Genomic DNA, 11932 nt, shown 5'->3' with positions numbered 1-11932 from the left:
GGAAATAATAAAAGAAATAGTGGTAATCTGCGATGGGGACCCAAGCAAATCACCACTATTTAATACAACTTAGATAACTTCCGAACACCTATGTTCTTAAAACCTGTCGGGTTTATTATTTAATTTAGCGAGATTGGGTTTTTAAAATCTGTTAGGTTTACTAAAAAGAAGAAAAAAGACCTTATAATAACAAAAGCTTCTAATCTAGCCCCGATTGAAGTGATATCCTTTTGTGCCGGGGTTCGGTATAAAAGATATAACATACAGCGGGACAAGTGGTTCTTTTGAAAATTATTAGTTCTGCTCCTGATAAAAATTATAAGTTAGTTGTAAGCAAAAGATCCTTAGGTTTCGCTCATGACGACATGTACGATACTCAGGAATTCCAGTAATCTAATAATTTGATACATCTTAAATTCACAAAAATCTAACAATTGAAATACTTAATTAAAGATGATTTTTGAGTACTTTCGTAGGACTAAATTTAATACATGAAAATAGCAATAGTTTGTTATCCGACTTTTGGCGGTAGTGGGGTAGTAGCCACAGAATTAGGACTTGAATTAGCCAGACGCGGACACGAAATCCATTTTATTACCTACAGTCAGCCGGTTAGGCTGGCACTTTTAAACCCTAATGTTCATTATCACGAAGTAAACGTTCCTGAATATCCTCTTTTTCATTATCAGCCTTACGAGTTGGCTTTGTCAAGCAAGTTGGTTGATATGGTGAAATTATACAAGATTGAAGTGCTGCACGTGCATTATGCTATTCCACACGCGTATGCGGGTTATATGGCGAAGCAAATGCTTAAAAATGAAGGAATTAATCTTCCGATGATTACAACGCTTCACGGGACAGATATTACGCTGGTAGGAAATCACCCTTTTTATAAGCCTGCAGTTACTTTTAGTATCAATAAATCAGATTATGTAACTTCGGTATCGCAAAGTTTGAAAGATGATACTTTGAAATTATTCAAAATCAAGAATAAAATTAAAGTGATTCCGAATTTTATTGAACTGGAGAAAGAGCCAAAAGATTTTCAGGCAACTTGTCACCGTTATGTAATGGCGAAGGAAAATGAACGTATAATTACGCATATTAGTAACTTTAGAAAAGTAAAACGTATTCCGGATATTATTAAGATTTTTTATCATATTCAAAAAGAAATTCCCGCCAAGTTAATGATGGTAGGAGATGGGCCTGAAAAAGAGAAAGCAGAAGCTTTGTGTATGGAGCTGGGAATTTATGATAAAGTAATTTTTTTTGGAAACAGTAATGAAATTGATAAGATTTTATCGTTTACAGATTTGTTTCTGCTTCCGTCTGAGACTGAAAGTTTTGGTTTGGCAGCTTTAGAAGCCATGTCATGCGGAGTTCCTGTAATTTCAAGTAATTCAGGAGGGTTGCCAGAAGTTAATTTTGATGGCGTTTCAGGATATTTAAGTAATGTTGGAGATGTAGATGAAATGGCTGCCAACTCAATTAAAATTCTTAAAAATGATGAAGTTTTAAATCAGTTTAAGGAAAATGCTTTAGAGGTTGCGAAGAAGTTTGATATTAAAAATATATTGCCTAAATATGAAGCTTTGTATAAAAAAGCAATTGATGATTATAAAAATTAAAAACCTTAAAAATACAGTAAATGAAAAAAGCAATTTTGGTTGTAGCAATTTTTGTTTTAATATCGTGCGGAGCAAAAAAAACTTCTGAAGGAAGTTCTAAAGTTTTATACGAAATTTTAACCCAACAGTCTGACGGGGGAGGGAATATCAAATTTTTTGAAATTCTGACGGAGCCAAATGAAATCATAATGCTTCAGAATGACCCACTTTTAAAAGATAAAATGAAACAGGATGATATTAGTAATTCTAATTATGTGATTCTGAATATGGGGCAGAAAAATACAGGAGGATATTCAATCGATGTTGAAAAAGTAGAAGAAACCGATCAAAACATTATTATCACAGTGAAAGAAAATGCTCCCGCTAAAGATGCTATGGTGATGCAGGTAATTACTTATCCTTATACAGTAGTAAAAGTGAGATCGAAAAAAGAAATAATTATTAAATAAAAAAATCCAGTCTAAAACTAAATAGACTGGATTTTTTATGTTGTGAATTTAGCTCTGTATTTAGAATCTGAATTTAACACCTAAACCGACATCAAATCCAAAATTGTCATCATCATAATATCCTGATCCAATTTCTGGTCTTGCATCTAATGATAAAGTAAGTGGGAATTCTTTAAATCGGTACTCAATACCAATATCCCCGGCTGCAAAAACATATGTGCCATTATCATTATAATGATAGTCATTGTAGCGATGATCATAATCCCATGCGGCAATACCACCACCAACACCGGCATACCAGTTAAAACCTCCATCAATGTTCCAAACCCATTGATAAAGAGCTACTCCTTTTATCGCATTAACATACCTGCTGTCTCTCCATCCTAAATCGAATTCAAGTCTGTTTTTTTGATTTAATCCTAATTGGTACGATACTTCTCCTCCAAATCCGTTATTGTCTCCCAGACGAAGTCCTAAAGCATGTTTTGAAATTTCTTGTGATTGAGCAGTAAATGCTAATCCTAGTAGCATGATAGCAGATAAAATGATCTTTTTCATAAAATGGTTATTAATTTTTTGTCAAATTTACAATTACTCTTCAATTCAAACGTATAAAATTATTTAAAATTGTTATGTAATTTCCACATTTTGCCAAAAATAATTCTCTTGGTAGTCTAAGGCTGTCATAAGTTGTTAATTCTTAAAAAGTTACTTTTGCTTTAAGATTGAAGTAAATACCTGAGAAGTTAAAATATCTTCCATTTCAAAAAGATTTTCTTCTGCTTCGATGAAATTTAGATGTGAGTAAGAAAATAATTTCCAACGTTTTTTATGATATTCGAGAGCGGTTAAATTTTCAATCCAGTCTCCGGAGTTTAAGTATAAAGTTGAACCATATTTATTTTCCTTAGTAATAATTTTAGGTTCGTGAATGTGTCCGCAAATTACATAATCGTATTTTTTTTCGATTGCCAGATCAGTGGCAGTTGTTTCAAAATCTGAGATAAATTTGACTGCTTTTTTTACACTTGCTTTTATTCTTTTGGAAAATGAATATGGCTCCCTGCCTAATTTGGATAAAAACCAGTTGGCAAATCTGTTTACAAGAATTAAATAATCATATCCCAGGCCACCTAACTTTGCAATCCATTTAGAATGCTGAACGGAAGAATCAAATACATCACCATGAAAAATCCATGCTTTTTTGTCATCTAAATCTAAAACCAATTTATCGACCAAAGAAAAATTTCCCATATTCATATCTGTAAATTTTCTCAGGATTTCGTCATGGTTTCCGGTAATGTAATAGACTTTTGTGCCTTTAGAAGCCATTCCTATTATTCTCTGAATAACTTTTAGATGCGATTTAGGAAAGTAGGATTTTCGAAATTGCCAGGCATCTATAATATCGCCATTTAGAATTAATGTTTTAGGCTTAATGCTTGAAAGATAATTGTTTAACTCTTTGGCATGGCTTCCGTATGTTCCTAAATGTACATCGGATATGATGACCAATTCAACATTTCTTTTTTTCAATTTTTCTTTATTTGAAGTTTAACAAATTAAGTAAACTTCAATCAGTTTCGTTTTATCAAAAGGTTATCAATTTGGCGGCAATTTTAATAAATTATGATTTTTGTTTAATTTAATGTTTACATAATAATACTTATTTTAAATTTTTTAATTTAATTCATAAAACTTACATTTGCTCAAAACTAATTATAATGGCAGGAAATAGCTACGGCACACTATATAAAGTTACCACATTTGGAGAATCGCATGGGGAAGCTTTAGGCGGAATCATTGACGGTTGCCCATCCGGAATTCAACTTGATTTAGAAGCAATTGAAGTTGAAATGTCCCGAAGAAAACCAGGACAGTCAGCAATTGTAACACAAAGAAAAGAACCAGACAGCGTTCAGTTTTTATCAGGAATATTTGAGGGAAAAACCACAGGAACCCCAATCGGATTTATTATTCCCAATACCAACCAAAAGTCAGACGATTACTCTCATATAAAAGACAATTACAGACCAAGTCATGCCGATTATGTGTATGATCAAAAGTATGGTTTTCGTGATTATCGCGGAGGAGGAAGAAGTTCAGCAAGGGAAACAGCAAGCAGGGTAGTAGCAGGAGCAATTGCTAAGCAAATGTTACCACAAATAAAAATCAATGCTTATGTTTCGTCTGTAGGACCTATTCATTTAGAAACACCTTATCAGGAATTGGATTTTTCTAAAACAGAAAGTAATCCGGTACGTTGCCCTGATGAAAAATCAGCTGTAATTATGGAAGAATATATTCGTGATATCCGCAAGCAGGGAGATACTGTTGGCGGAGTTGTTTCGTGTGTGATTCAGAATGTTCCAGTTGGTTTAGGGGAACCTGTTTTTGATAAATTACATGCAGAATTAGGAAAAGCAATGCTTTCAATAAATGCTGTAAAAGGTTTCGAATACGGAAGTGGTTTTTCAGGTTCTGAAATGAAAGGAAGCCAGCATAATGATTTGTACAATCCTGACGGAACAACCAAAACGAATCTTTCCGGGGGAATTCAGGGAGGCATCAGTAACGGAATGGATATTTATTTTAGGGTAGCTTTTAAACCGGTTGCCACCATCATGCAGACTCAGGATTCATTAGATAATAAAGGTAATATAACACCAATGACAGGAAAAGGACGTCATGATCCGTGTGTAGTGCCGCGTGCTGTGCCTATTGTTGAGGCAATGGCCGCTATAGTTCTTGCAGATTTTTACTTGATCAACAAGACATATTAATTTAAAAGCTGGCAGTGAGGGTCTTTTTTTAATTATAAATTTAAAAACAATTAATGAACACAATTCAAAATAAAAAGAAGTCATTTTTTTCTGGTCTGACAGGCCAAATTTTAATAGCGATGATTCTCGGTGCTATTTTAGGAATTATATTGCACAATTCAATTTCTCCGGAAGCAGCACAATCCTTCAGTACGAAGATAAAAATGTTGGCGACTATTTTTATTCGATTGGTTCAAATGATTATTTCTCCTTTGGTTTTTACCACTTTAGTGGTAGGAATTGCAAAATTAGGAGATATCAAAGCTGTAGGCCGAATTGGGGGAAAAGCACTTGCGTGGTTTTTTACAGCCTCTTTTATTTCATTACTTATTGGTTTGTTTTTTGTAAATGTTTTAGAGCCGGGAGTTGGTTTAAATCTTTCCAATGTTGATTTGGCTACGGCTTCAGAGGTAACTGCTAAAACACATTCATTATCGTTTGAAAATTTTGTTGAACATATTGTGCCAAAAAGCATTGTTGAGGCGATGGCGACCAATGAAATTTTGCAAATCGTAATATTCTCAATCTTTTTTGGGTTGGCAGCCGCTTCATTAGGAGATACTGTTAAACCTGTAATTAAAGCTCTTGATAAAACATCACATATTGTTCTGAAAATGGTGAATTATGTAATGAACTTTGCTCCAATTGGAGTTTTTGGAGCTATTGCCGGAGTTTTTGCCGTTAGGGATTTTCAGGAATTAGCAATTACATATTTTAAATTTTTCGGTTCATTCTTAATCGGAATTAGCTCATTATGGGTTATTTTGATTGTGGTTGGTTATATTTTCCTTAAAGGCAGAATGAACGAATTATTAAAACGTATTGTTGGTCCCCTGGTTATTGCTTTTGGAACAACAAGCAGTGAAGCTGTTTTTCCTAAATTAACAGAAGAATTAGAAAAATTTGGGGTAAAAGACAGAATCGTATCTTTTATGTTACCTTTAGGATATTCTTTTAATCTTGATGGGAGTATGATGTACATGACTTTTGCAAGTATTTTTATTGCACAGGCTTATGGGGTACATCTTGATATTGGAACCCAAATGGTAATGCTTTTGGTTTTAATGTTAACCAGTAAAGGAATTGCAGGTGTTCCAAGGGCAAGTTTGGTTGTTGTAGCAGCAACTTGCGGTATGTTTGATATACCGATTGAGGGAATTGCTTTGATTTTGCCAATAGATCATTTTTGTGATATGTTCAGAAGTGCTACTAATGTTTTGGGTAATGCTTTAGCTACTTCGGTAGTTGGTCAATGGGAAGATGATAAGGGATTGGAGATAAATCCTGAAATCAACATTTAGACTTTTAAACAGTTAAAAGTATAAAAATAAAAAAGTTGCATTTTATTCATTTAAATGCAACTTTTTTATTTTTAAGTGTATATTTGGTAAAATTTAGCCGAATTATGCGCCGATTACGGGTTTTTTTATATGTATTGTTACTGAGTTGCTTTTGTAATTCGGCAATTGGGCAATCAGAAGAAATCTCAGATGCTAAAATTGATGAATTAATTAATCAGGCATGTTTACATTTAAATAAATCAAATTTTGAAAAATCATTAATTAATTCCAGAGCAGCTTTAAATTATGCTTTTTTAAAAAAAGATGATTTTTTAATTGCCGATTGCTATAGAATTATAGCTGATAACTATAATGAATTGTCAGAATTTGATAAAGCTATTTTTTTCTACAACAAAAGCTTGTTCTATGCTAATAAAATAAATGCAGATTCAATAAAGTATAATATTTATAATAATTTGGGAAACATCTATTGTTTTGAAAAAAAACAGTTAGATAAAGGCATCCGTTATTACAAAAAATCAATTGCTTACGGTTTAAAAATCAATGATTTTAAACAGGTATATTTTATAAACGTGAATATTACCTGGGTTTATTTTGATATTGGGCATTTTAATGAAGGTGCCCCTTTTTTGAAATTTATAAATTCATATCAAAAAAGTGATGGGGATAAATCAGCAGCAATTGTTGTAAATATGCTTAATGGGATGTTTTACAGCTATAAAAATGATTATAAAAGGGCAGATGCCTATTTTAAAAAAGCAATTGTAGCAGGGGAAAAAAGTGATGAACAATCCGACTTGTCTTATGCGTATTTAGAATATTCCAATTTTTTGATTAAAATCCGAAAATATAAAGAAGCTTACGAAAATCTGTCTCTTTACAATAAAATCACAGATGAGTTGTATGGTCAGGAAAAATTAAAAAAAGCATCTACTGCAGGATTTAACCTTGAATTAGATGAGTACAAAAGAACGATAGATAAAATAGAAAATGAAAAATTAAGCCAATCACAGAGTCTTGAGAAATCTAAAATTATTGTTATTTTATTTATTTTAATTTCCCTTATATTTCTTGTTTTAATTTTTACCCTGTATAAAAATATTGTTATTAAGAAAAAGGCCAATCAGGAGCTTTTAAAAGCCAAAGAGATTGCCGAAGAAGCTTCATTGTTAAAATCCCAATTTATTTCGACCATTAGCCATGAATTACGTACACCTTTGTACGGAGTAGTCGGAATTACGAATATGCTGCTGGAAGAGCATAAAGAATTGACCAAAAGCCAATATTTAAGTTCCTTAAAGTTTTCAGCCCGATATTTATTGACTCTGGTTAATGACATTCTTCAAATTAATAAAATTGAAGAAAATAAAGTTACACTTGAAAATTCCGCATTTAGCATTTCTGATGAAATTAATATGATTAAAAATTCATTGTCATTTTTATCTGAAAAAAATAATAATCAAATTTTAGTTAATATAGATTCAGATATTCCAGAGTCTTTGATAGGCGATAAACTCAGACTTGGTCAAATTTTAATGAATTTGGTGAGTAATGCCCTTAAATTTACTAATGATGGTGAAGTTATTATTATTGCGAGTTTGGCTAAAGAAGAACAAAATAATTATTTTATTGAATTTCAGGTAAAAGATAATGGAATTGGAATTGCAAAAACAGATCATAGCAAGGTTTTTGACAAATTTGTACAAGTTGGACGAAAAGATGAAGATTATCAAGGTACAGGCCTTGGATTGAGTATTGTAAAAAAACTTTTGCAACTGTTTGGAAGCTCGATTTCTTTAAAAAGTGAAATAGGAGAGGGAACTGTATTTACTTTTATAATTCCTTTTGAATATAACCCGGAAAAAACTAAAATATTTGCTAAAGAAATTGATTTCGATTTTAAATCGAATCATTTGTATAAAGTTTTAATTGTAGAAGATAATGCCATCAATCAATTGATAACCAGAAAAATAATAGAAAAGAATAATTATAATTGCAGTATTGCAGATGATGGTTTTTCTGCGATTGATTTATTGGAAAAAGAAGTATTTGATGTTATTTTAATGGATATAAATATGCCCCTGATGAATGGGTTTGAAACTACAAGGAGAATTCGCTCTAAGGGAATTATAACCCCCGTTGTTGCTCTTACTGCTTTTGATAAGGATGAGATTGCAGACGAAGCTTTTTCTTCCGGGATAAATGATATTATTATCAAACCTTTTGAGCCTGAAAAATTATTTCAGATTATAAATGATCTTATTTTAGAAGAAAAAAACGTTGATTATTAATACCAACGTTTTTTATTTTGCTTAGAAGCATTTGATTTTCTCGATTTATGTGCGCCACTACTGCGGTTTGAATTTTTAGGTTTTTCTGCCTCTGCCTCAGGACTTCCCGCATGCCATTGATACGGATGATCGGTAATGGTTTTTACATCTACTTTAATTAATTTCTGAATGTCTTTCCAGTATGGGTGTTCGTCTTTACTGCAAAATGAAATCGCAATACCCCCATTTCCTGCACGACCTGTTCGCCCAATTCTATGTACGTAGGTTTCAGGAATATTTGGCAAATCAAAATTAATAACAAAAGGTAATTGGTCAATATCAATTCCTCTTGCTGCAATATCTGTTGCTACAAGAACGCCAACTTCTTTGTTTTTAAAAGCATCCAAAACACGTTGTCTGGCATTTTGTGATTTATCTCCGTGAATGGCTTCTGCAGCAATATTATTTTTGCGAAGTGCTTTAACGACATTATCTGCTCCGTGTTTGGTTCTTGAAAAAATCAATACGTTCGATAAATCTTCATTTTTTATTAAATGATAAAGCAAATTTCTTTTTTCTGTTTTCTCTACAAAATAAACACGTTGTTCTACATTTTCTGCAGTTGATGAAACAGGTGAAACTTCTACTTTTGCCGGATCCTGCAAAAACATTTCAGCTAATTCACGAATAGCAATTGGCATTGTAGCAGAAAATAATAAAGTCTGACGATTTTTAGGTGTCAGTTTTACGATCTTTTTTACATCGTTTATAAAGCCCATATCAAGCATTTGATCTGCTTCGTCTAATACCAAAACATGTAAATGGTCTAAATCAAGAAATCCTTGTTTTTGTAAATCAAGTAATCTTCCAGGTGTTGCCACTAAAATATCTACGCCTTTTTTTAACGTATCAACTTGCGGATTTTGAGAAACTCCACCAAAAATGGTCAACTGTGTTAAATTGGTATATTTGGCATAAGTGTCAAAACTTTGTCCAATCTGAACCGCTAATTCACGGGTTGGCGTAACTATAAGGGCACGAATTATTTTCGCTTTTTTTGTTGAACCTACAATTCGATGTAACTGGTGTATAATTGGAATAGCAAATGCAGCGGTTTTTCCGGTACCGGTTTGTGCACAACCAATTAAGTCCCTTCCGGCCAAAACGATCGGAATAGATTGTTCCTGAATAGGTGTAGGGTTTAGGTAGCCTTCTTCAAATACGGCTTTTTGTATACTTTTTGAAAGTGATAAATCTTCGAATAACATATCTTAGGTATTAAGAATTTAGTTTTAAGCACTAAATTCTTTGCAAAGATAGGTTTATTCACCCAATCGTTTATTTGAATAATGGTTTATTTGGCAAATAAGCTAATTATTGGATGCTAAAATTTCAGTGATTATGCTTTTTCGTTGTTTGATTTTATGAAATCAGTAATTAAATAGCCAATTAATTTTCCAATCAGATGATTATTTGGTGACTGGTCTAAATCTGGTGCCCCTTCACAAATATGTAAATAAGCCGCATTTTTATGTTGTCCGAAAAACGAAACAAACTGACGTAATTGTTCTATAGAAAATCCGCTGATAGTCATAGCACTGCTGGCGATATTAGGAATAGCATCCAGATCGATTTCAATGCCAAAAGAATCTGTTTTTATAAATTCTAAAGCCGAAATCATTTCTTTATTGAAGTCCTTTTCCTTACGGATATTTACGCTGTCATAAGTATTGTAACGTACACGGTCTTCTAATTTTTTAATAATGTCAAGTACACTTTTTGAAGTATAATTTTCGTGAAGTCCAAAAATGAAATATTTTTTCAGGAAACCTTCTTCATAAGCATACGAAAAACCATTACCACTATGTCTTCCCTCTAAAATTCTGAAATCTGAATGGGCATCAAAATTGATGGCATTTACTGGTTTTCCTTTTGCTAAAGCCGATCCTTTTATGTTTCCGTAAGCATTATTGTGGCCACCACCAATTATGATTGGGGTTTTTCCTGCTTTGATAACGTTGAAAATAATATGAGATACCTCTTTGTCTATTTTTTCGACCAGCTGACTTAATCTAGAACGATCATCAATATCATTAAAATCAAGATTCTCTACATCACGCATTTCGTCAGCTACATTAATCTGTCCTAACACAATAATCTGGCTGCCTTTGCAAAAACGGTTGTGCTGAATGTTTGCGATGCTTTTTATGGCACATTCCCAGGCTGATGCTGCCCCGGGTCTGCCAAAATTGGCACGAACACCAATATCTTCCGGAATTCCCAAAAGTACATATTTAGCTTCACTGTCTTTCAGAAAATCAATTTTATCAACTCCTTTAGGAATGACAATCATTTTTTCTCCAAATTTTATTTCACCACTTCGATGATTTGTGACTTTTGCTAAATCATTAATAGTAAAAGGAATTAATTTCTCCATATAAAAAAAATATTATCCAAAAATAATATAATTGTACTAACTTACGTTATTAAGATATATTAATTCTTAAATTTGTTTTTAAAGAAAATTATTAAATATGGAAAACCCAAAAAACAACAATTCAAGTCTAAAGGCAGTAATAGCCGTTTTAGCAGTCCTACTAATTGGTAGTTTAGTGTACATTTTTAAACTTTCATCTGATACAGATGTTGTAAAAACAGAACTTACATCAACTTTAACAGAAAAAGAATCAGTAATGAAGGACCTTCAGGAACTGAAATCAACCTATGATGCTGCAATTGCTGAGAATACTTCTATGTCAGACGAGTTAATCCAGGAAAGGGACAAAGTTGTAGCTTTGATGGATGATTTGAGCAAATCAAAAGGAGATGTATCTAAATACAGATCCCAGGTACAGTCCATGCAAGGCAAAATGAAAGTTTTGGTTGCAGAAAATGACGAATTGAAAAAACAAAACGGAGTTTTAACTGTTCAGAGAGATAGTACAATTGTAGTTTTAGGAGAATCAAAAAAATTCAATGAGGTTTTGGTTGGTCAAAACGAAGAATTATCAAAGGCAGTTGAAAAAGGATCTAAATTATCTGTTTTAAATACTAAGACTGCAGCTTACAAATTGAAAAGCTCCGGAAAACAAATTGAAACCGATAAAGCCAGTCGTGCAGATGTTTTAAAAGTAAGTTTTACAATAGCCGAAAATCAAATTGCCAAATCTGGAGATAAAACATATTATGTACAGATTATTGATAGCAAAAACAATGTTTTAGGAGATAAGAAAACAGAAAACTTTGGAGATAACACTTTAACTTACAGTTTTAAAACTACTGTACAATATGAAAACAAGACCGTAAATGTCTCTGAAGATTTAAGAGGTAAAGATTTTGCAAAAGGAACTTATTTTATAAATGTTTTTGATAATGATGAGTTGGTTTCTAAAACCAGTTTTTCTTTAAGATAAGAAAAAACATAGTGTTAAATAAAAAAGAGGAGTTTTTAAAAACTCCTCT

10 protein-coding genes are annotated in these 11932 nt (G+C 32.4%); 6 read left to right on the top strand and 4 right to left on the bottom strand.

Annotated elements, in window-relative coordinates; all coding sequences use genetic code 11:
• The first annotated feature begins 491 nt into the window (after positions 1-491).
• Together bshA and J2W48_RS21665 are read left to right on the top strand one after the other, a co-directional pair.
• Positions 492-1628, top strand: coding sequence for an N-acetyl-alpha-D-glucosaminyl L-malate synthase BshA (bshA, locus tag J2W48_RS21670; protein WP_310284124.1), 1137 nt, complete (start codon positions 492-494; stop codon positions 1626-1628).
• 20 nt (positions 1629-1648) lie between these two features.
• Positions 1649-2077, top strand: coding sequence for a protease complex subunit PrcB family protein (locus tag J2W48_RS21665; protein ID WP_310284123.1), 429 nt, complete (start codon positions 1649-1651; stop codon positions 2075-2077).
• 60 nt (positions 2078-2137) lie between these two features.
• Here J2W48_RS21665 and J2W48_RS21660 read toward each other — a convergent pair whose 3' ends face one another.
• Positions 2138-2635: a hypothetical protein gene (locus J2W48_RS21660; protein ID WP_310284122.1), complete on the bottom strand. Its 498-nt coding sequence runs from the start codon at positions 2633-2635 to the stop codon at positions 2138-2140.
• 150 nt (positions 2636-2785) lie between these two features.
• Positions 2786-3613 carry a UDP-2,3-diacylglucosamine diphosphatase gene (locus J2W48_RS21655; protein ID WP_310284121.1) on the bottom strand — a complete coding sequence of 276 codons (828 nt, stop codon included), beginning with the start codon at positions 3611-3613 and terminating at the stop codon, positions 2786-2788.
• A 188-nt stretch (positions 3614-3801) separates the two neighbouring features.
• Between J2W48_RS21655 and aroC the strand changes: the two genes are divergently transcribed.
• The 3 genes from aroC (at position 3802) to J2W48_RS21640 (ending at position 8491) form a co-directional block, all read left to right on the top strand.
• On the top strand, positions 3802-4860 hold the full coding sequence (aroC, locus tag J2W48_RS21650) for a chorismate synthase (RefSeq protein WP_310284120.1): 1059 nt from the start codon (positions 3802-3804) through the stop codon (positions 4858-4860).
• 53 nt (positions 4861-4913) lie between these two features.
• On the top strand, positions 4914-6200 hold the full coding sequence (locus J2W48_RS21645) for a dicarboxylate/amino acid:cation symporter (RefSeq protein WP_310284119.1): 1287 nt from the start codon (positions 4914-4916) through the stop codon (positions 6198-6200).
• A 104-nt stretch (positions 6201-6304) separates the two neighbouring features.
• Positions 6305-8491 carry a tetratricopeptide repeat-containing hybrid sensor histidine kinase/response regulator gene (locus tag J2W48_RS21640; RefSeq protein WP_310284118.1) on the top strand — a complete coding sequence of 729 codons (2187 nt, stop codon included), beginning with the start codon at positions 6305-6307 and terminating at the stop codon, positions 8489-8491.
• Here J2W48_RS21640 and J2W48_RS21635 read toward each other — a convergent pair.
• A complete protein-coding gene (locus J2W48_RS21635) occupies positions 8488-9738 on the bottom strand; it encodes a DEAD/DEAH box helicase (RefSeq protein ID WP_310284117.1) in 1251 nt (416 codons plus the stop codon). The two genes, J2W48_RS21640 and J2W48_RS21635, sit on opposite strands and share 4 nt — an antisense overlap.
• Positions 9739-9869: 131 nt before the next feature.
• Complete coding sequence (locus J2W48_RS21630) at positions 9870-10907, bottom strand: formimidoylglutamase (protein WP_310284116.1); 1038 nt, start codon at positions 10905-10907, stop codon at positions 9870-9872.
• Positions 10908-11004: 97 nt separating this feature from the next.
• Between J2W48_RS21630 and J2W48_RS21625 the strand changes: the two genes are divergently transcribed.
• On the top strand, positions 11005-11883 hold the full coding sequence (locus J2W48_RS21625; RefSeq protein WP_310284115.1) for a hypothetical protein: 879 nt from the start codon (positions 11005-11007) through the stop codon (positions 11881-11883).
• The last annotated feature ends 49 nt before the right edge of the window (positions 11884-11932 follow it).

The sequence above is a fragment of the Flavobacterium piscis genome (assembly GCF_031457575.1).
In the GTDB taxonomy this organism is placed as follows: Bacteria; Bacteroidota; Bacteroidia; order Flavobacteriales; family Flavobacteriaceae; genus Flavobacterium; species Flavobacterium piscis_A.
This window is presented reverse-complemented; position numbering and strand designations above follow the sequence as displayed.